The sequence below is a fragment of the Actinacidiphila guanduensis genome (genome assembly GCF_900103985.1).
GTDB lineage: Bacteria > Actinomycetota > Actinomycetes > Streptomycetales > Streptomycetaceae > Actinacidiphila > Actinacidiphila guanduensis.
Window position 1 is genome coordinate 12,958 of record NZ_FNIE01000002.1, and the last position, 19,551, is coordinate 32,508.

14 protein-coding genes are annotated in these 19,551 nt (G+C 75.7%); 8 read left to right on the forward strand and 6 right to left on the reverse strand.

The window, feature by feature from the left end; genetic code table 11:
• Positions 1–284: 284 nt before the first annotated feature.
• Complete coding sequence (locus BLR33_RS03350; RefSeq protein ID WP_093782759.1) at positions 285–1,058, forward strand: SDR family oxidoreductase; 774 nt, start codon at positions 285–287, stop codon at positions 1,056–1,058.
• Between the two features lie 102 nt (positions 1,059–1,160).
• On the opposite strand, the gene BLR33_RS03355 is transcribed toward BLR33_RS03350, so the two are convergent.
• From BLR33_RS03355 to BLR33_RS03365, 3 genes are all read right to left on the reverse strand, one after another.
• Positions 1,161–2,015: a fumarylacetoacetate hydrolase family protein gene (locus tag BLR33_RS03355; protein WP_093782760.1), complete on the reverse strand. Its 855-nt coding sequence runs from the start codon at positions 2,013–2,015 to the stop codon at positions 1,161–1,163.
• A gap of 90 nt (positions 2,016–2,105) precedes the next feature.
• Positions 2,106–4,901, reverse strand: coding sequence for an FAD-binding and (Fe-S)-binding domain-containing protein (locus BLR33_RS03360; RefSeq protein ID WP_218136609.1), 2,796 nt, complete (start codon positions 4,899–4,901; stop codon positions 2,106–2,108).
• A gap of 180 nt (positions 4,902–5,081) precedes the next feature.
• Positions 5,082–6,263, reverse strand: a complete 1,182-nt coding sequence (locus BLR33_RS03365; RefSeq protein ID WP_093782761.1) for a LuxR C-terminal-related transcriptional regulator — start codon at positions 6,261–6,263, stop codon at positions 5,082–5,084.
• A gap of 183 nt (positions 6,264–6,446) precedes the next feature.
• Here BLR33_RS03365 and BLR33_RS03370 point away from each other — a divergent pair, with 183 nt between their 5' ends.
• The 6 genes from BLR33_RS03370 to BLR33_RS03395 all read left to right on the forward strand — a co-directional run bounded on the left by BLR33_RS03370 (position 6,447) and on the right by BLR33_RS03395 (position 13,545).
• Positions 6,447–7,205 carry a hypothetical protein gene (locus BLR33_RS03370; RefSeq protein WP_176930105.1) on the forward strand — a complete coding sequence of 253 codons (759 nt, stop codon included), beginning with the start codon at positions 6,447–6,449 and terminating at the stop codon, positions 7,203–7,205.
• Entirely contained in the window at positions 7,192–7,605 is a 414-nt protein-coding gene (locus BLR33_RS03375; protein ID WP_093782763.1) for a hypothetical protein, read from the forward strand. Before BLR33_RS03370 ends, BLR33_RS03375 begins: the two co-directional genes overlap by 14 nt.
• The gene (locus BLR33_RS03380; RefSeq protein WP_093782764.1) at positions 7,602–8,675 is read left to right on the forward strand and encodes an ATP-binding protein; all 1,074 of its coding nucleotides are present in this window, start codon (positions 7,602–7,604) and stop codon (positions 8,673–8,675) included. The genes BLR33_RS03375 and BLR33_RS03380 overlap by 4 nt, the downstream gene beginning before the upstream one ends.
• Positions 8,672–8,866, forward strand: coding sequence for a hypothetical protein (locus BLR33_RS03385; protein WP_093782765.1), 195 nt, complete (start codon positions 8,672–8,674; stop codon positions 8,864–8,866). Before BLR33_RS03380 ends, BLR33_RS03385 begins: the two co-directional genes overlap by 4 nt.
• A gap of 68 nt (positions 8,867–8,934) precedes the next feature.
• The gene (locus BLR33_RS03390; protein ID WP_093782766.1) at positions 8,935–10,329 is read left to right on the forward strand and encodes an esterase/lipase family protein; all 1,395 of its coding nucleotides are present in this window, start codon (positions 8,935–8,937) and stop codon (positions 10,327–10,329) included.
• 45 nt (positions 10,330–10,374) lie between these two features.
• Positions 10,375–13,545, forward strand: coding sequence for a CHAT domain-containing protein (locus tag BLR33_RS03395; RefSeq protein WP_093782767.1), 3,171 nt, complete (start codon positions 10,375–10,377; stop codon positions 13,543–13,545).
• A 271-nt stretch (positions 13,546–13,816) separates the two neighbouring features.
• Here the strand turns inward: BLR33_RS03395 and BLR33_RS03400 are convergent, their stop codons facing one another.
• The 3 genes from BLR33_RS03400 to BLR33_RS03410 form a co-directional block, all read right to left on the reverse strand.
• Complete coding sequence (locus BLR33_RS03400) at positions 13,817–16,339, reverse strand: excinuclease ABC subunit UvrA (RefSeq protein WP_093782768.1); 2,523 nt, start codon at positions 16,337–16,339, stop codon at positions 13,817–13,819.
• A 103-nt stretch (positions 16,340–16,442) separates the two neighbouring features.
• Positions 16,443–17,036, reverse strand: a complete 594-nt coding sequence (locus BLR33_RS03405; protein ID WP_245771133.1) for a TetR/AcrR family transcriptional regulator — start codon at positions 17,034–17,036, stop codon at positions 16,443–16,445.
• A gap of 470 nt (positions 17,037–17,506) precedes the next feature.
• Positions 17,507–18,373 carry an SDR family NAD(P)-dependent oxidoreductase gene (locus tag BLR33_RS03410; protein WP_093782769.1) on the reverse strand — a complete coding sequence of 289 codons (867 nt, stop codon included), beginning with the start codon at positions 18,371–18,373 and terminating at the stop codon, positions 17,507–17,509.
• A 133-nt stretch (positions 18,374–18,506) separates the two neighbouring features.
• Between BLR33_RS03410 and BLR33_RS03415 the strand changes: the two genes are divergently transcribed.
• The gene (locus BLR33_RS03415) at positions 18,507–19,076 is read left to right on the forward strand and encodes a TetR/AcrR family transcriptional regulator (RefSeq protein ID WP_093782770.1); all 570 of its coding nucleotides are present in this window, start codon (positions 18,507–18,509) and stop codon (positions 19,074–19,076) included.
• The last annotated feature ends 475 nt before the right edge of the window (positions 19,077–19,551 follow it).

Sequence of the window (19,551 nt, forward strand, 5' to 3'; positions counted from 1 at the left end):
GTGCCGCGCACCGTGATTGCCGCCTCCGCGGCGGGTGCGAGGTCGAGGTCCCCTCCCCCAGGCGGGCGACCGGCGCATGGAAGGCGGTCCGAGGTCCGCGGCACCGCCGTACCTGGTCCACGGGGTCGTCGTCCGGGGCGAGGGCCGGACGGCGTCTCGGATTCCCTATCTGGTATCTGGTACATGGACGGCCCTTCCCAGGGCAGTCACGACGCAAGGTGGCCGGCGGCAGCACCCGCCGGACGGAATGGCCGGTGTCCCCTCCCGGCCGCAGGGAGGCCGGAATGGATCTGGGACTCGCGGGGCGCGTGGCACTGGTGTGCGCCTCGACCGGCGGGCTCGGACTCGCCAGCGCGCAGGCACTGGCGGCCGAGGGCGCCGCGGTGGCCGTCACCGGCCGCCGGGGCGAGGTCGCGGCCGGGATCGCCGCGGGCATGGAGCAGGCGGTCGGCATCGGCGCGGACCTGCTCGCCCCCGGCGCACCCGACGCGCTGGTCGACCAGGTCACGGCCGCGCTCGGCCCGATCGACGTCCTGGTGCTCAACGGACCGGGCCCCGCCCCCGGCACCGCCGCCGACCTGGACCCGCAAGGGCTCGCCGCGGCCGTGGAGCGGCTGGTGGCCCCTCATGTGGCCCTGGTGCGCAGGGTGCTGCCGGGGATGCGCGAGCGCGGGTTCGGCCGCATCGTGGCGATCGGCTCCAGCGGGATCGTCTCGCCGCTGGCGCACCTGGTGTCCTCGAACGCGGCCCGGGCCGCCCTGGCCGGCTACCTGAAGACGCTGGCCGGCGAGGTCGCCGCGGACGGCGTCACCGTCAACCTGGCGCTGCCGGGACGGATCGCGACCGAGCGGGTGGCGGGCCTGGACCGGCAGGCCGCCGAGCGCACCGGGCGCGACGCCGCGCAGGTGCGGGCGGCGGCCGAGGCGTCCATTCCGGCGGGGAGGTACGGCACGCCCGAGGAGTTCGGTGCCCTCGTGGCCTTTCTCAGCAGCGCCCGCGCCTCGTACGTCACCGGCACCGCCGTCCGCTGCGACGGCGGGCTCGTCGGCAGCCTATGACGCGGCACCGCCCCCACCCCGCCCGCAGCACCCGGACCGCCATCCCGGGCCCACCGCACGTGCCGGACCGCCGGAGCTACCGGGACCGCTGGACCGCCGGCCTTAACTCCGCCCGGAGACCACCGGGTTGGTGAGGACGCCGATGCCGGGGATGCGGCACTCGGCGGTGTCGCCCGCGGCGATCACCGCCGCGCCCGGGGTGCCGGAGGAGATGATGTCGCCCGGGTGGAGCGGCATCATCGCGCTGTGGAAGGCGATCAGGTGCGCGGGGCCGAAGATCATGTGCGCCACCGTGTCGGCCCGCCTGACCTCGCCGTCCACGACGGTGGCGACCTCGATGGCGGCCAGTGAGCCGAACCGCTCCAGCACCTCGCCGATCGGTGTGATGCCGGGGCCGAAGGAGAAGAAGCCCGGGAAGTTCTTCGACCGGGTCAGGAAGCGCGGGTTGCGCTGCAGGATGTCCTCGGCGGTCTGGTCGAGCACGGGGACCACGCCCCACAGGGCGCCGATCGCGTCCGCCTCCGCCACATCGCGGGTCGGCCGGCCGATGACGAGGCCGAGTTCGGCCTCCGCGGTGACCCGCTCGCTCTGCGCGGGCAGTGGGATCGGCTCGCCGGGGCCGATGACGGTGTGGTCGGCCTTGATGAAGGACGCCGGCTCGTCGGGGTGGACGGCCGACAGGTCGTCCGCGTGGGCGCGGTAGTTGAGGCCGATGCCCCAGATCTTGTGCGGCCTGCGGTAGGGCGCGGTGAATTCCCGGCCCTCGGCCGGTGCGAAGCGCGCGGTGGGAGTGGCCCGCACCCGGTCGGTGAACTCCCCCGGCGGCACGGCCGCGATGACGTCCAGCGCCCCGCCGCCGATCGGCTCGGCGAGGTCGGTGAGCCGCACCAGACCGCGCGGCGGGTCGAGGGCCACGGCGATCTCCTCGCCGCCCTCCAGGATCGTGGCCAACTGCATGGGGACAACTCCTGGTTGCGGGTTCACTGGTGGGCCGGGTACGGGTCCGCGTTCCTTGTGCCGGTCGGCGTTTGCAGCTGCCGATCCGCCCTACTCCTGCCGGGAGGCGAGAAGTTCGGCCAGGTGGAGGGCCGGGCGGTGGGCGAGGTGGTCGAGTTGGGTGCGGCAGGAGAAGCCGTCGGCCAGCAACACCGTGCCGGGGCCCGCCGCGCGGACCGCGGGCAGCAGCGCGGTGTCCGCCACGGCCGCCGACACCTCGTAGTGGCCCTTCTCCATACCGAAGTTGCCCGCCAGTCCGCAGCAGCCGCCGACCGCGGCCACCTCGGCGCCGGCCTTACGCAGCAGGCCCGCGTCGGCGTCCCAGCCGAGCACCGCGTGCTGGTGGCAGTGCGGTTGGGCCACCGCCTGGACGCCGGTGAGGTCCGGCGGCCGCCAGCCGGGTGTGACGGCGAGCAGTTCGGCGAGCGTCCTGGTGGCGGCGACCACCCGGGCCGCGCGCGGGTCGTCGGGCAGGAGCGCGGCGACCTCGTCCCGCAGCACCGCGGTGCACGAGGGCTCCAGGCCGACGATCGGCCAGCCGGCGTCCAGGGCCGGCTGCAAGGCGTCCAGGCTGCGCCGCAACTGGGCTTTCGCGCCGTCGAGTTGGCCGGTGGAGATCCAGGTCAGGCCGCAGCACACCGCGCGGTCGGTGAGGTGCACCGCGTAGCCGGCGTCCTCCAGCACGCGGACGGCGGCCTGCCCGACCTGCGGCGAGAGGTGGTCGGTGAAGGTGTCCGCCCACAGCAGCACCGGGGTGCGGCCGGTACCGCCGGCGGGGGCGCGGCCGGCGAACCAGCGGCGGAAGGTGCGGCGGGCCAGGCGCGGCAGCGGGCGGCGCCGGTCGATGCCGCCGCCCCACCGCGCGAGCGCGGCCACGGGCGGCAGCGCGAGCAGCGCGTTGAGCGGGCCGGCCAGCGGCGCGGCCGCCCGCAGCAGGCGGGGCAGCCGGCCGAGCGCGTAGTGGCTGCGCGGCCGCAGCCGGCCGCGGTACTTCTGGTGCAGCACCTCGGCCTTGTAGGCGGCCATGTCCACCCCGGCCGGGCAGTCCGAGGAGCAGCCCTTGCAGGACAGGCACAGGTCGAGCGACTCGGCGACCTCCGGGGCGCGCCAGCCGGCCGGGCCGAGGCTGCCGCCGGCCAGTTCCTGGAGCACGCGGGCGCGGCCGCGGGTGGAGTCCTTCTCGTCGCGCGTGGCCAGGTAGGACGGGCACATCACGCCGCCGGTCGCGGTGGTGTCGGCCCGGCACTTGGCGACGCCGACGCAGCGGTGCACGGCCGTGGCGAAGTCGCCGCGGTCGTGCGGGAGGGCCAGGGCCAGCCGGCCGGGCGGGGAGGCGGCGGCCGGCACCCGCAGGTCGGCGTCGAGCGGGCGGGGGCGGACGATGACGCCCGGATTGAGCACGTCGGCGGGGTCGAACAGGTGCTTCACCGCGGCCATCGTGTCGATGGCCGCGGCCGAGTACATGTGCGGCAGCAGGGCGCCGCGGGCCCGGCCGTCGCCGTGCTCGCCGGACATCGAACCGCCGTGCCGCCCGGCGAGTTCGGCGGCCTCGTGCAGGAACTCCCGGAAGACGGCGGGCCTTTCGGCGAACGGGAAGTCGATCCGCACGTGCAGGCAGCCGTCTCCGAAGTGCCCGTACATCAGCCCGTCCAGGCCGTGCCGGCCCATCAGGGTCCTCAACTCCCGGATGTAGCCGCCCAGTCGCTGCGGCGGCACCGCGGAGTCCTCCCAGCCGGGCCAGGCCGGCGCGCCCGCCGGGGTGCGGCCGCCCAGGCCCGCGCCGTCCTCCCTGATCCGCCACAGCGCGCGGGCAGCCGGGCCGGTGACGACGGCGGAGTCCAGGCAGCCGGTGGCCGCGGCCAGCCGGCCGGCCGCGGCCACCGCCGCCGCCTCGCTCTCGCCGCCGGTCTCCGCGAACAGCCAGCCGCCGCCGCGCGGCAGCCCCGCGGGCACCGCGGCGGCCCCCCGCCGGGCGCGCACCACCTCCACCAGCCGGGCGTCCATGCCCTCCAGGGCGATCGGGCGGTGCGGCAGCACCGCGGGCGCGTGGTCGGCGGCCTCGGCCATGTCGGCGTAGCCGAGCACGGCGAGCGCGGTGTGCCGGGGCGGCCGCACCAGCCGCACGGTGGCCTCCAGCAGCAGGGCGAGGGTGCCTTCGGTGCCGACGAGGAAGCGGGCGAGGCCGGCGCCGTTCTCCGGCAGCAGGTGCTCCATGGCGTAGCCGGACGCCTGGCGCGGCAGACGGCCGAACTCGGTGCGGATCAGGGCGAGACGGTCGCGTACGAGGGTGTCGAGGGCTGTTCGCAGGGCGGGTTCGGGGGCGGCGGCGGTCATCCGGGTGCCGGTGCCGGTGAGCAGGTCGAGGTCCACGACGTTGTCGGCGCTGCGGCCGTACGCCAGCGCGCGGGCCCCGCAGGCGTTGTTGCCGAGCGCGCCGCCGACGGTGGCCCGCGCGTGCGTGGACGGGTCGGGCCCGAAGCGCAGGCCGTACGGCGCGGCGGCCGCGGTCACGGCGTCCAGGACGGCGCCGGGCTGCACCACCGCGGTGCGCTCCTCGGGGTCCACCCGCAGCACCTTGCCCATGTGCCGGGAGAAGTCCAGGACGATGCCGGGGCCGACGGCGTTGCCGGCGATCGAGGTGCCCGCGCCCCGGGCGGTCAGCGGCACGCCCCGCGCGCGGCACACCTCGAGGGCGGCCGCCACCTCGTCCGCGTGCCGCGGGAAGACGACGGCCTGCGGCAGCACGCGGTAGTTCGAGGCGTCCGAGGAGTACTCCGCGAGGCGGCGCGACCCCGTCTCCACGTGTCGCACCCCCGCGCGCCCGAGCTCCTCCTTCACCCCGCTCACGTCACCCTCCTCACCGCGCCGCCGATCCAGCGGACACCGTATGCCACACACGCGCCGGGTGATCCGTACGGCGGCACCCTCCACGCCCACGGGCACGGCTTACCGAGGCGAGCATCCGCGCCGTGTGCGCCCGCCCCACCGTGACACGGCGGGACCCTCTCCCCCGTGTGCGCCGCGCGGCTATTCGCTGCGCATGCGGCCGTCCTTCGTGAGCGGCGCGGCCTCCAGGTGGGGGAGGTAGAAGCGGCGGAAGAGGTCGCCGGTGAACTCGCGCCGGCTGCGCACCCCGGCCTTCGAGAAGACTTGGCGCAGGTGGTCCTGGAGTGTGTACTCGGCCATGTGCAGCCGCGCCGCCGCCTCGGTCGTGGAGTGGCCCATCAGCACCTGCTGGGCGACCTGCCGTTCGCGCGGGGTGAGCCCGTAGGCGTCGAGGACGATCGGCGTCAGCTCGTCGGAACTGCTCGCGGCCAGCGAGACGTAGGTGAGCATCTCGCCTCCGTCCCCGCCGCTGCGCTCGCGCCACGCGCTGAGCGTGATCCACGTGCCGGTGTGGCTGATCGCGCGGGACTGGACCTGGACGCCGGGGGCCGCGGCCGACGCGCGGCTGACCAGGGCGGTGAGCGCCAGCGGGTGGCGCAGTCCCGCGGCGGGGTGGAACTCCTGGACGAGGTCGAGCCAGCGCTCGGCGGTCGCGGTCACCAGCCGCACCTCGTGCCGCGCGTCGAGGACGACCAGCCCCGCGGCGTCCGGCACGTCGCCCCGGTCGATGCCGGACACCAGCAGCGAGCGGCGCAACTCCAGCGTCGCGGGCGTGCTGAACGCCCCGGCGAGCGCGACCTCGGCGGCAGTGAAGGGCGGCGAGTCCTTGTGGCGGCAGAGCACCAGCAGGCCCCAGGTGCGCGAGCCGTCGCGCAGCAGCACGCGTAACTCGTCGGCCAGGTCCAGCGGCCGCAGGACGTCCCGGTAGTAGACGCTGTCGTCCATCCGCCCGCCGGAGGAGCGGCTGAGCAGGCTCGCGGGTGTCGAACGGGTCGCCAGGGCACGGATGTTGTCGACCCCGGCCTGCTCGGTGTGCTCGATCTCGAACAGCCGCGGCATGACGCGCTGCGGGAAACCGTGCTCGTGTTCGCCGCCGGTGTCGAGGAAGGTCGCCGGATCGAGCATCACGGCGCACCAGATGTCGGCTGAGACGGCGCCCACGAGGGTGGCGGCAGCGGTCCGCAGGACGTCGAGAGCCCCCGTGGAGCCGGACCTGCGCAGCCGGTAGGTGAGGGTGCGGGACAGTTCGTTGCGGGCGGCGGCGGGGCTGGCCGCCGCGCGGGAAGCAGCGGCCGAGCGCCGTCTGCCATCGCTTTCGGTCACACGAAAAGGCTACGGCGTACCCCCAGACATCTGGGATGGGAACCGCACAAATGCCCGCCTACCGTGGGTGTCGGATCCCGGGGATCGCGGCGGACCGGGGAAGCCCGCCGCGCTTTCGGTACGGCAGTCGCCGTACGTGACGGGAGCCGACCGGACACACGGAAGTGAAGGGGGGCGCAGGTCGTGGCGAGCAGAAGCGGAATGGTCGCACGGTTCGTCGAGGAAGGGGGGCGGACCCTGGTGGAGGTGCGGGGGGCCCGGCCCGGCGAACCGGTGCGGGTGCGGCTGGTGGGGGACCGCGGGGGGCGCGGCGTGCTGGCGCAGTGCCCGGCGCGGGCGGCCGACGAGCAGGGCCGGGCGCTGGTCCCGGTCCCCTTCGAGCCCACGGTGCGGGCCCGGGTGGTCGTCCACGGGGAGCACAGCGGCGAGGTCGCGCCGGGGAACGTGCCGCGCTGGGAGCGGGAGCGGGCGGCCCGGCGGGAGGAGGTGAAGGACGCGCTCGGCGGGGTGCTCGGGGGGCTGCGGGACCTGGCCGGCGAGCTGCTGCAGCGGCGCGGCGGGCCGATCGGCTCGGGCGTGGAGCTGGACGACGCGGTCGCCGAGGCGCGGCGGCACGGCCCGGGCCGGGTGAGCGTGGCGCAGGCCCGGCTGAGCGACGGGCGGCCGGTACTGACGGTCAGTCATCAGGCGCCGGGTGGAGGGCCGTTGGTGGTGGCGCACGTGGCGGTGGACACCGCCGGCTGGTCGCGGGCCCGGCTGGAGCTGTGGCCGCAGACGGGATCGCCCGAGGCGGAGGTGTGGTTCCTGCCGGAAGAAGGACAGGAACAGCCCGAGGAGGCAGGGAAGGCGGCCGCCGGGCAGAACGCGTCCGCCGCCGATTCCCGTCCGGCGCAGGGCACTTCGGCCTCGGCGGAGGGGGTGTCCGGCGATGAACTTCGGTGAGCTCTTCGAGCGGGCGGTGGACTGGCTGCGGGAGATGTGGCGGCGGCTGACCGACTGGGTGGACCACCGGCTGCGGCGCCTGCTGGACTCGCGGGTGCTGGACTGGCTGGCGGCGAACCTGGACACGATCCTGGCGATCCGCGACTTCACCGTGCACATCACCAACGGGCTGATCAGGGTGGTCGACCAGCGCGAGGTGGCGCGGCTGCTGCAGCACTCGCAGTTCCAGGGGGCGTCGACCGACGCCGAGATGGCCCGGCGGTACCGGCAGGCCATCGCGATGGCGCCGGCCGCGAGCCAGACCCGGGTGCCGATGAACTGGCGCGAGTCCAAGGCGATGCGGGACACGTACGGCGGCTCGCTGATGATCGACGTGCACAACCCGATGGAGGGGCTGTGACCGCCGTCGTGCCCGAGGGGCCGCGGACGGTCTCGCTGCTCGACCCCGAGCCCACCCGGCAGCTGGTGGCCGCGCTGCGCGACCGGCTGCCGCAGTGGGCGGTGCGCGAGCGCACCCACCTGGTGCTGGCCGCCTCCGCCGACGAGGCCGCCGTGGTGGTGCGCGGCGGCAGCACGCTGCAGGTGATGGCCGCGCAGACCGCGTTCAGCCCGCGCCGCTCGCAGCTGCGGGCGGTCTCGGTCTCCGGGCACCCCGACGAGGAGTGCGGCCGGCGGCTGCTGGCGCGGCTGCTGGAGCAGCCTGTGCAGCTCGGCGAGGAACTGCCGTGGCTGCACGTCCACTTCGCGGACCTGAGGGGAGCCGCGGAGGCCGGGGGCGGGGGCGGGGGGCAGGGGGGTGCGGCCCCGCCCCCGGACAGCTCTCCCGCGTACACGCTCCTCACGCCCCGGGTGCGGCTGAGCGACGTCGAGTTGCCCGCGCAGGTGCGCGACCGGGTGCTGCGGGCGCTGGCCGTCTTCCGGCGGCGGGACCTGCTGGCCTCCTGGGGCGTCGGCGAAGTGCCGGGCTTCGCGGGGCGGTTGGGCGGCTCGCTCAACCTCGTCGGCCCCTCGGGGACCGGCAAGTCGTTCACCGCGGAGGCCATCGCCGGCGAATTGGACCGGCCGCTGCTACGGGTGGACTACGCGCGCCTGGAGTCCAAGTACGTCGGCGAGACGTCGAAGAACATCACGGCCGTCTTCGCCGCCGCCCGCGAGCACGGCGCCGTCCTCTTCTTCGACGAGGCCGACTCCTTCCTCGGGCGGCGGGTGCAGGACGTCCGCCAGTCCTACGACACGGCGGTCAACAGCACGCGGGCCGTCATGCTGCTGGAACTCCAGGAGTTCGCGGGGATGTCGCTCTTCGCGACGACCTGGTCACCAACTACGACCCGGCGTTCCGGCGCCGCATCCTCGACCACATCGAATTCCCGCTGCCGGACGCCGCCGCCCGCGCGCGCATCCTGCGGGCCCACACCCCGCGGCTCCTGCCCGGCGCCGAGGCGCTGGACTTCGCCGCCCTGGGCGCGATGAGCCAGGGGTGCAGCGGCGGCGACCTGGCCAACGCGGCCTACCAGGTGTGCCTCGCCCTGCTCCACCGCTGGGAGTCCGCCCCGGGCCCGGCCACGACGGAGGACTTCGCGGCCGCGATCCGCGCCTCCCTCGCCGCCCAGGCCCTCTTCGAGGGCCCCGGCACGTCCTCGGACGCGAACGAGGAGTCCTGAGCACAGCCCTGCGCACCCCCGGGCACGTCCCCGGGGGTGCCCCGCGAGAAGAGAGAGGTGACCGCGGGATGGAGCCCTTCGGGGACGTGGTCGTGCTCGTCCCGGGCATCGGGGGCAGCACGCTGGAGCGGGACGGGCGCACCGTCTGGGGGGTGAACCCCCTGGCGGCGCTGCGGGCGAGGACCGGGCTCGCCCTGGCGGGCGACGGCACCTCGGAGGAGGCCGGCACCTCCGCGACCGCCGTCCTCAAGGGCGCCGCCGGGCTGCCCGGGATCGCGCTGCTGGACCTCTACGGCCGCACCGAGACCGCCCTGTGCACCGGGCTCGGCCTCGAACGGGGCCTGAACTACCAGGAGTTCCCCTACGACTGGCGGCTGGACAACCGGGTCGCGGCCCGCCGGCTGGCCGCAGAGGCCCCCCAGTGGCTGCACCGGTGGCGATCCCACTCGGGGAACACGGCCGCCCGGCTCGTCCTCGTCGGGCACTCGATGGGCGGCCTGGTGGCGCGGTACGCCGTCGAAGTGCTGGGCCTGTGGCAGCACACCGCGGCGGTGGTGACGATCGGGACGCCGCACCGCGGCACCCCGAAGGCCGCCCGCACCCTCGCGCACGGCCTGCCCGGGCTCGGACTGGCGAGCCGCCTGACCGAGGCGCTGCGCTCGATGCCCTCGGTCCACCAACTGCTGCCGGTCTACCCGTGCGTGACCGTGCCCGGCGCCCGCGCGCCCCTGCGGCTGACCGCACTGCCCGAGGAGGCCGCCCTGGCCGGGCTGCGGCCGGCCGCGGTCCGCGCGGGCGAGGCGTTCCTGCGGGAGATCCAGTGGGCGGCCACCGTCAACCGCAGCACGCCCGCCTACCGGCGGCAGGACGTCGCCACGTACGCCGTCGCCGGGGTGCGGCAGAGCACCGTCGGCATGCTGGAGTGGACCGGCGGCGCGCTGCGGCCGCACGCGGAGCAGCCCGCCGGGATCGGCGACGGCGACGGCACCGTCCCCCACCCGCCGGCCTACCCGATCGAGTGGGACACCGCGCCCGCGGGCCGCTCGGCGCGCGTCGCCGGGCGCCACACCACGCTCGCCGCCGCCACCGCCACCCTCGACCAGGTGGTGTGGTGGCTGCGTCGCGGCCCCGACCTGCGGGTCTACCGCGGCGCCGGCGGGAGCCACGCCGACCGCGCGGCGGGACCGGGCCCGCGGACCGCTCTCGCGCTGGACTGCCCGGAGATCGTCGAGGGCGACGTCCTGGAGTTCTCCGCGCACGTCGCCCACGGGCCCGATGTCCCGCTGGTGGCCTCAGTGCGGCCCGCGGACGGCTCCGCGCCGCTGCTCCCGCCCACCGTGCTGCCGCACGGCCACGCCGTCCTGCCCCGGCCGGCACCCGGCTGGCACCGGGTGACGGTCGCGGCGGCCGACGGCTCGGCGGAGCCACTGTCCGACCTGGTCCTGGTCCTGCCCGACGCGTGAGCGCGAGGACCTGGCGGGAGCCCGCACACCTTGGAGGGGGAAGGCATGTTCGAGGCGACACGGGCCGTCGCGGAGCGGCGGCGGGGCAGCAGGGCCCGGGCGGAGGGGCGGGCCGAGGCCGCGTACGGGCATTTCCGGGCCGCCGCGCTGCTCCACCCGGACCGGGTGCTGGCCGCCTGGTACTGGGTGCAGGCCGCGGCCGAGGCGGCGGCGATCGAGCACCGCGCCGAGCAGGAGGAGTGCGCCCGGCAGGCGCTCGCGCCGCTGGCGGCTCGCAGGCGGCTGACCGGACTGGGCCGCGAGGTACGGCGGGACGCCCTGGTGCTGCTCGCCGACGCGCTCACCGCGCTCGGCCGGCTGGTCGAGGCGGAGGCGGCGGCCCGCCGGGCCCTGGCCGCAGCCGAGGCGCCCCAGGACCGGCTGGCCGCGCTCGGCGTCCTGGCCCAGGTGCACCACCGCCGCGGCGACGCGGTGGCCGCGCACCGCACCGCCGGCCTGGTGGTGGCGGCCGCGCGGGAACTGGGCGTACCGGTCCTGGCGGCCGCCTCCTGGTGCGACCTCGCGCTGGCCGCCTTCGGGGTGGGGGACGCCGCGGCCGCGCAGGACGCCTGCGACCGGGCCGCCGCGCTCCTGGACGGCATGCCCCGAGGCGAGCGCGGGCAGCCGGAGCTGGCCCTGCTCACCCTGCGTTCCATGCTTGCCCGCCACCGGGGCGACACCGAGGCCGCGTTCACCTACGCGCGTGCGGCCGTGGAGCAGGCCGAACGCATGGGCGCGGCGGAGCAGAGCGTGGAAACCCGGATCACGCTCGCCCTGGCGCTCGCCGAGGCCGGGCAGCCCGAGGCCGCGGTCGGCATCATGGTGCCCGACTTCCGCCGGGCCGAACGGGACGGACCGCGCCCGCTGGCGGGCCGTATCGCGATGAACCTCGCCGCCTGCTGCTCGATGCTGGGCGACGACGCGCAGGCCGCCCGCTGGGCCCGCAACGGCGTGGACCAACTCGCCGCGGGCGAGGACTCCTTCGGCCTGGCGGGCGCCCTCCACAACCTGGGCACGCTGCTGGTCGGCACCGGCCGCGCCCAGGAGGCGGAGACCCTGCTGCTGGAGTCCGTACGCCGCCTGGAGCACATCCGCGCCGCCGCGTCCCTGGAGCGCCACGACATCGGCATGCTCGACGTCCACGCCCAGGTCTACCGCTCCCTCCAACTGGCCCGCGCCGCCCGCGGCGACGCCCCCGGCGCCCTGGACGCGGCCCTGCGCGCCCGCGGCGAGTCCCTGACACGAGAGCGCGTCGACGAAGGCTCCGCCCACCAGGACCGCACGGGCGAACGACCCCCCGCGAACACCCCCGCACGAGCCGCTACAGCGAGGGCGAGCGACCCGGTCTCCCCGGACGACCCCGCGCGGGACCACACGGTCCCCACACAGGCAGCAGCCGAACCCGCGCTGGCAGGACAACGGACCAGCGCCACAACGGAAACCCACCGGCCCACGCCCCCGGCACGCGAGCGGACACACGCCGGTGACCCCACGTCCCCGGACCAGCCCGCGCGGGACCGCACGGCCCCCACCGCGACAACAGAGGAACCCGCACCCGCAGGGCAACAGATCAGCACCACAACGGAAACCGACCAGACCACGCCCCCCGCACGCGAGCCGGCACCCCCAACCGCACACGCGGGCGAACCCGCCGCCGCGGACCGCCCAGCGCGGGACCGCACGGCTCCTACAGCGACGGCAGACGAACACGCGGCCGTAGGGCAACGGACCAGCACCACAACCGAAACCCACTCACCCGCGCCCGCGGCACGCGAACGCACACCCTCCCCCGCACACGCCGGTGACCCCACGTCCCCGGACCACCCCGCGGAAGTGCGGGTGGGAGCGCCGGCGGGGACGGAACCGCTCGTGCGGGAGCGCGGAGGCGCGCTTGTGGAAGCCGGGCGGCTCGGGCGCCGTTTCGTCGCCGGGCTGCTGGCAACTCGGGGACTGCCTCCGGCGGTCGCGGTGCCCGCGCCCGCGACTCCGGTCGGCGGGTACGCGGACCCGGCGGCCGGGCCGCCGTCCGCGCACGAGGAGTCGGCCGCCCGGTTGCTGCGCGAGGAGGCCGAGCGCAGCGGCACCGTGTTCCTCGTGACGGGACTGCTGGGCGCGCCGGCGGAGGGCGACCGGTTCGGGATACCGGTCGCCGTCGATACCTGGGTGGTGGCGCCGGGACGGGACATCGCCCTGCAGCGCGTCTCGTTGGACGGCCTCGCCCGCGAACTCGTCGCCCTGGAGGCCGAGTCGGAGCCGACCGGGCTCGACGTGTGGCGGCGGGCGGGCTACCGGCCCGCCGGGGCCGCCGCGACCGAGGCCCATCGCGATCTGATGAGCAGGGTGTTGGAGATGCCGCTCGCCAAGGCGGCGCAGGCAGCGGCCGAATGCGGGCAGCGCCTGGTGATTTTGCCGGACGGCTTCCTGCACACCGTGCCCTTCCCCGCGCTGCAACTCCCCGACGGCAAGGTGCTGGTGGAGCACTGCGCGGTGTCGGTGCTGCCCGCGCCCCGGCTGCTGCGGCGTACGGCTCCCGCGCCGCTCGACCGGCCGCCGGTCCTCCTCGCCGTGGGCGACCCGGCGCCCGCCACCGCCGAACCGGCCCCCGCGATGCCCGCGCCCGGCCTGGCGTCCCTGCCCGGCGCCCGCGCCGAAGCCGATGCCCTGGCCGAGCAGTTCGGCACCACCGCGCTCACCGGGACCGCGGCCACCCGAGCGGCGGTGACGGCCGGGCTGCCCGGCTGCGACCTCGCCCACTTCGCCGCCCACGCCCTCCAGGGCGGCGACGCCTTCGTCCCCGGCATGCTCTGCCTCGCCCCCTCCGACCGCGACGACGGCTACCTGCGCGCGGACGACCTCGCCCGGCTGAGCCTCGCCCACTGCCGGTTGGTGGTGCTCAGCGCGTGCAGCTCCGGCCTGGGCCGCGCCACCTTCGAGGGCAACCTGGGACTGGCCCGCGCCTTCCTGACCGCGGGCGCCGCCACCGTCGTGGTCTCCCTGTGGGACATCCCCGACGCGGACACCGGCCCCCTCATGTCCGCCTTCTACGCCCGCCTGCGCGCCGGCGAACCCGCGGCCCAGGCGCTGCGCACCGCCGTCCTGTCCGCCCGGGCCACGGGCGCCGACCCGGCGGCGTGGTCCGCCTTCGTCCTGATCGGCGACCCGAACACCCGCCTGTGACCGCGCCACCAGCCCAGCCTCGCCCCCTCGGCCAGCACTCCGCCGCACTCGGCCGACGGCGCCTCGCCGACGGCGGCCTGCGCCCGCCCGCAGGGCGGAATGCTCCCTTGCCCGCACGCGCGCCAGAAGCGAGGCAACCGCCCCCGCACAGCGGCACCTTGGGCGCGAAGCCCAGGCACTGGGCTTCTCCCCGACCCGGAGGGTTGCCACCGACGTGCCGTACCCCCGGCCCCCGCACGGCGCCCCCGCACTTGGCACCCGCCCGCGGGACTTACCCCTTCAACCGCTCCGCGAGATACCGCGCTGTGCGGCTCTCCTTCACGCGGGCGACCTCCCGGGGTGAGCCCGACGCCACCACGCGGCCGCCCTCCTCCCCCGCGCCCGGGCCGAGGTCGATCACCCAGTCGGCGGCGGCCACCACGTCCATGTCGTGCTCCACGACGACCACCGTGCCGCCTGCCTCGACCAGCGCGCGGATCTGCCGCATCAGCAGGGCCGTGTCGGCGGGGTGGAGGCCGGTGGTGGGCTCGTCCAGGAGGTAGAGGGTGCGGCCGCGGCGGGCGCGCTGGAGTTCGGTGGCGAGCTTGATGCGCTGGGCCTCGCCGCCGGAGAGTTCGGTGGCCGGCTGGCCGAGCGCGAGGTAGCCGAGGCCGACATCGCGCAGGGCGCGCAGCGCGCGGGCGGCGGCGGGCACGTCGGCGAAGAAGTCGGCCGCGGTGTCCACCGGCATCGCCAGCACGTCGGCGATGCTGCGGCCGCGGTAGGTGATCTCCAGCGTCGCCGGGTTGTAGCGGGCGCCGCGGCAGGTGGGGCAGGGCGCGTAGGTGCCGGGCAGGAAGAGGAGTTCGACGGCGACGAAGCCCTCGCCCTGGCAGGTGGGGCAGCGGCCGTCGGCGACGTTGAACGAGAAGCGGCCGGGGGTGTACCCGCGGGCGCGGGCCTCGTCGGTGGCGGCGAAGACACCGCGCACGGCGTCGAACAGCCCCGTGTACGTGGCCAGGTTGGAGCGCGGGGTGCGGCCGATCGGCTTCTGGTCCACCCGGACCAGGCGGTCCACGGCGTCCAGTCCCTCGGCCGCGGCCACGACCGGCTCGGCCGTCACCTCCTCCGGCTCCCACGCGGAGCCGTCCTCCTCGTCGCCGTCCCCCTCCTCGGCGGGCACGCCGGGCTCCAGCCGGGCGGTGAGCACCTGCGCCAGGACGTCGACCAGGCTCGTCTTGCCCGAACCCGACACGCCCGTCACGGCGGTGAGCACGCCGAGCGGCACCTCCACGTCGAGGCCGCGCAGGTTGTGCCGGGCCACCCCGCGCAGCCGCAACGTCCCCGACGGCTCGCGCGGCGGCCCGCCGCCGTCCACCGGGGCCGCGTCCGTCTCGAAGACGTACGCCCGCGTGACCGACGCCTCCACGTCCCGCAGACCCGGCACCGGCCCGCTGTAGAGGACCTGCCCGCCGTACCGCCCCGCGCCCGGGCCGACGTCGACCACCCAGTCGGCGCGGCGGACCACGGCCATGTCGTGCTCGACCACGAAGAGCGAGTTGCCCTCCGCGCGCAGCCGGTCCAGGACGTCCAGCAGCGGTTCGGTGTCGGCGGGGTGCAGCCCGGCGGAGGGCTCGTCCAGGACGTAGACGACGCCGAACAGGCCGGAGCGCAACTGCGTGGCCAGCCGAAGCCGTTGGAGCTCGCCCGGGGAGAGGGTGGGAGCGGTGCGGTCCATGCTGAGGTAGCCCAGGCCCAGGCCGAGCAGCACATCGATGCGGGCCACGAGGTCGGCAGCAAGGGCGACGGCGGCCTCGGTGCCCTCGCCGGAGCCCGCGGCGGGGAACGCCGCGCCGGGCGCGGTGAGTTCGGCGGTGGAGCGCAGCACCCCGGCGAGCGCGGTGAGCGGCATCGCGGTCAACTCGGAGATGTCGTGGCCCGCGAAGGTGACCGCCAGCGCCTCGGGCCGCAGCCGGCGTCCCCCGCACACCGGGCACGGCGCGCTCTCCAGGTAGCGCTGCACGCGGCGCCGGGTCGCCGCGCTCTTGGACTCCGAGTAGGCGCGCAGCACATAGCGCTTGGCGCTCATGAAGCGGCCCTGGTACGGGCGTTGGATGCGGCCCGCCTCGCGCACGGGGTGCACGGTGACCTCGGGCTGCTCGTCGCTGAAGAGGATGAAGTCGCGGTCCTTCTGCGGGAGTTCGCGCCAGGGGCGGTCGATGTCGTAGCCGAGGGCGGCGACCACGTCGCGCAGGTTCTTGCCCTGCCAGGCGCCGGGCCAGGCGGCGATGGCGTGCTCGCGGATGCTCAGCGAGGGGTCGGGGACGAGGGACTGCTCGGTGACGCGGTGCACCCGGCCCAGGCCGTGGCACTCCGGGCAGGCGCCGATCGCGGTGTTCGCCGAGAAGGCGTCGCTGTCCAGCCGCTCCTCGGTGCCCGGCGGATAGGAGCCGGCGCGTGAGAACAGCATCCGCAGCAGGTTGGACAGTGTGGTGACGGTGCCCACGGTGGAGCGCGAGCCGGGCGTGCTACGGCGCTGCTGGAGCGCGACGGCCGGCGGCAGGCCGCGGACCTCCTCCACCTTCGGGGTGCCGACCTGGTGGATCAGCCGCCGGGCGTAGGGGGCGACGGACTCGAAGTACCGCCGCTGGGCCTCGGCGTAGAGGGTGCCGAAGGCGAGCGAGGACTTGCCCGAGCCGGAGACACCGGTGAAGACGGCGAGCGCGTTGCGCGGCACATCGACGTCCACGCTCTTCAGGTTGTGCTCGCGCGCGCCCCTGACCTCCACGAACCCCCGGTACCCGGCCCCGCTCACCGCTGCCGCGCATCCATCAGGGCGCCCCTTCTGTCGGCCTCGCGCCCATCCTCCCCCAGCCGCGGCCGGCTGTCGCTCCACGGGGGCCGGGGCGCCCCACGGCTCACTCCGTGTAGTGCAGGCCGTCGATCAGGAGGGTGACCATGCGGCGGCTGTAGGTCAGGCCCTCGTCGTCGGTGGGGACGCACAGGGCGGCCACCGCGTACAGGAGGTCCTTGGGGGTGACGTCCTTGCGCACCTCGCCGGTGGCCGCGGCCGCGTCCAGGAGGGCGCCGAGGGTGGGGCCGAGGCGCTGCATGAAGTAGCCGGGCAGGGACTCGAAAGCGGGGTCGCCCGAGTGGAGCGCCCCGGCCAGGCCGCGCTTGGTGGCCAGGAACTCGGTGTAGCGGTGCAGCCATGCGGCCAGGGCCGCGGCCGGCTCGTGCACGTCCGCCAGCGCCGGGCCCGCGTCGGCGCAGGCGTCCACCTCGCGCCGGAAGACGGCCTGCACCAGGTCGGAACGCTGCGGGAAGTGCCGGTAGAGGGTGCCGACGCCGACACCGGCCCGATCGGCGATCTCCCTGGCGGGGGCGTCCACCCCGGAGGTCACGAAGACGGTCTTGGCCGCTTCGAGCAATGCGTCGACGTTGCGGCGGGCGTCGGCGCGGATGCGGCGTGCGCCGCTTTCGGCCGCCGTGTCTATTGCTTCGTCCGCCACCAAGCACCCTCCTCGCGCCGGAACCGCGTTCCGGAACACTTCCGGAACGGCTTTCCGCTTACCTCCACCCTACGGCATCCCGCCGTTGGTAGTCCCGGACGCTCCCGGCCGCCAGGCCGGTCCTGGGCTGGTCGCGCAGTTCCCCGCGCCCCTGAAAAACCTTGCCGTTCGCGCGCAGGGCGAGGTGTTTGGGGGCGCGGGGAACGGCTCCCCCAGAGGGGGGACCCCCAGAAGAGGCCACCGTCCTTGCGACGGCATACAACCCCGTGGGGCAGACGGGAACCCGAAAGGGGCGCTGGGGGTACCCCCAGGCGAAGCTCTGGGGGAGGAACTGCGCTCGCAACCGGCCACCGGGCGGCAGGCGGCGACGAGACAGGACCCCCGCGGCGAGAAGCCGCCCCATAGCCCCATCGGCGCGGCAGGCGGCGACGAGACAGGAACCCCAACGGCGAGAAGCCGCACCCGCGTAATCAGGACGCGTGGCCGAGGGGATCGATCTGCTCGGGCGTCGCGTCGTCGGCGGCCGTGGACACGCTCAGGTCGCGCCATTTCTCGTCCTCCGCCAGCAGCGCGCGGCCCGCCGCCGTGGCGTAGGCGAAAGCGTCCGGCCCGACCAGCAGCCGCAGGGGCGGCTCGGGGAGCGCGACGACGTCGAGGACGAGGCGGGCCACCTTCGCGGGGTCGCTCGCCTCCGTGAAATCGTCACTGTGCATCCGCGCCATCACGCCGACCGTCGGCTCGTACTCGGGCCGGATCGGGTCCACCCGCATCGAGGAGCCCGCCCAGTCGGTGCGCATGCCGCCCGGCTCCAGCACGGTGACCTTGATGCCCAGCGGCGCGACCTCGGCCGCGAGCACCGACGAGAAGCCGCCGACCGCCCACTTGGCCGTCTGATAAGCGGACAGGCCCGGTGTGGCCAGGCGGCCGCCGACCGAGGAGACCTGCACCACGTGCCCCGAGCGCTGCTCGCGCAGCACCGGCAGGGCGGCCCGGGTCAGCCGGACGACACCGAGCAGGTTCGTGTCGATCTGGGCCCGGAAGTCGTCGAAGTCGATGTCCTCGACCGAGGCGACGTTGGCGTACCCGGCGTTGTTGACCAGCACGTCGAGCCGGCCGAAGCGGTCGACGGCGGTGCGTACGGCGGCCGCGGCCTGCGCGTCGTCGGTGACGTCGAGGGGGACGGCGGCCAGCCGGTCGCCGTACTCGGCGGCCAGGTCGTCCAGGACCTTCGGCGAGCGCGCGCCCGCCACCACCTGGTGGCCGGCCCGCAGCGCCGCGACGACGATCTCGCGCCCGAGGCCGCGCGAGGCGCCGCTGACGAGGAAGACGGAAGGCATGGGAGGGCTCCGTTCGAGAGGCTAACTTACTAACCGGTTGATTAGCACCTGCTCCCATGGGACACCCGGTGGCCGCGATTGTCAACTATCCGGTTAGTCGATAACCGGTACGGGGCCGGATAGCATGGGTGTCATGAACAGGGACGCCGAGGCCACCCGCCGCAGACTGCTCGACGCGGCGACCGAGGAGTTCGCGCAGTACGGCATCGCGGGCGCCCGGGTGGATCGGATCGCGGCCGCGGCCCAGAGCAACAAGGCGCAGATCTACCACTACTTCGGCAGCAAGGACGGGCTCTTCGACGCCGTCTTCGACGTCATGTGCCGCGAGACGCTCGACGCCGTCCCGATCGACCCCGCGGACCTGCCCGAGTACGCGGGCCGGCTGCACGACTCCTACCTGGCCCGCCCCTGGGTGCAGCGCCTCGCCACCTGGTACCGCCTGGAGCGGGCCGGGACCGGGACGCTGCTGCCGATCGTCATGGACAGCTACGCCGCGAAGATCGAGGCGGTGGCCGCCGCCCAGAAGCAGGGGCTTCTCCCGACGCGGTTCTCCGCGCCCGAGCTGCTCGGGCTCGTCGTCCACCTCTCGGGCTTCTGGAGCACGCAGACGCCCGAGCTCGACGTCAGCCTTGGCGCTGACGCTGGTCAGCGGCGGCGGGCTGTCGTGGTGGAGGCCGTCTCAGCGATCCTCTCCGAGGGTTAGCGGGGGTACGGCGGTACCCCCCGCGGTCTCCCCGGCCCTCCGGCCGGCCCCCTCGCTCCCCAGCCGCAGGCCGGTCGGCCCCACGGGGTACGAGGCTGCCCCGACCCCGCCGTTCCCGGCCACAGGCCGGCCGGCCCTACGGAGCACGAGGCTGCCCCGACCCCGCCGTTCCCGGCCACAGCCCGGCGGCCGGTTACTCGCGCAGTTCCCCGCGCCCCCAAAAACGGCAACCCCGTCTGCCCACACCCCGCCCGTTCCCGGCCGAAGGCCGGTCGGCCCTACGGGGCACGAGGCTGCCCCCGCCCCGCCGTTCCCGGCCGCAGGCCGGTGGCCGGTTGCTCGCGCAGTTCCCCGCGCCCCCAAAAACGGCAACCCCGTCTGCCCACACCCCGCCCGTTCCTGGCCGAAGGCCGGTCGGCCCTACGGGGTACGGGGCTGCCCCCGCCCCGCCGTCCCCGGCCGAAGGCCGGTCGGG

Bases quoted from the DNA above. Each gene is read 5' to 3' on its own strand.
- BLR33_RS03350 (WP_093782759.1), top strand. From the start codon at position 285: ATGGATCTGGGACTCGCGGGGCGCGTGGCACTGGTGTGCGCCTCGACC.
- BLR33_RS03355 (WP_093782760.1), bottom strand. From the start codon at position 2,015: ATGCAGTTGGCCACGATCCTGGAGGGCGGCGAGGAGATCGCCGTGGCC.
- BLR33_RS03375 (WP_093782763.1), top strand. From the start codon at position 7,192: ATGAACTTCGGTGAGCTCTTCGAGCGGGCGGTGGACTGGCTGCGGGAG.
- BLR33_RS03385 (WP_093782765.1), top strand. From the start codon at position 8,672: ATGAGCCAGGGGTGCAGCGGCGGCGACCTGGCCAACGCGGCCTACCAG.
- BLR33_RS03390 (WP_093782766.1), top strand. From the start codon at position 8,935: ATGGAGCCCTTCGGGGACGTGGTCGTGCTCGTCCCGGGCATCGGGGGC.
- BLR33_RS03395 (WP_093782767.1), top strand. From the start codon at position 10,375: ATGTTCGAGGCGACACGGGCCGTCGCGGAGCGGCGGCGGGGCAGCAGG.
- BLR33_RS03410 (WP_093782769.1), bottom strand. From the start codon at position 18,373: ATGCCTTCCGTCTTCCTCGTCAGCGGCGCCTCGCGCGGCCTCGGGCGC.
- BLR33_RS03415 (WP_093782770.1), top strand. From the start codon at position 18,507: ATGAACAGGGACGCCGAGGCCACCCGCCGCAGACTGCTCGACGCGGCG.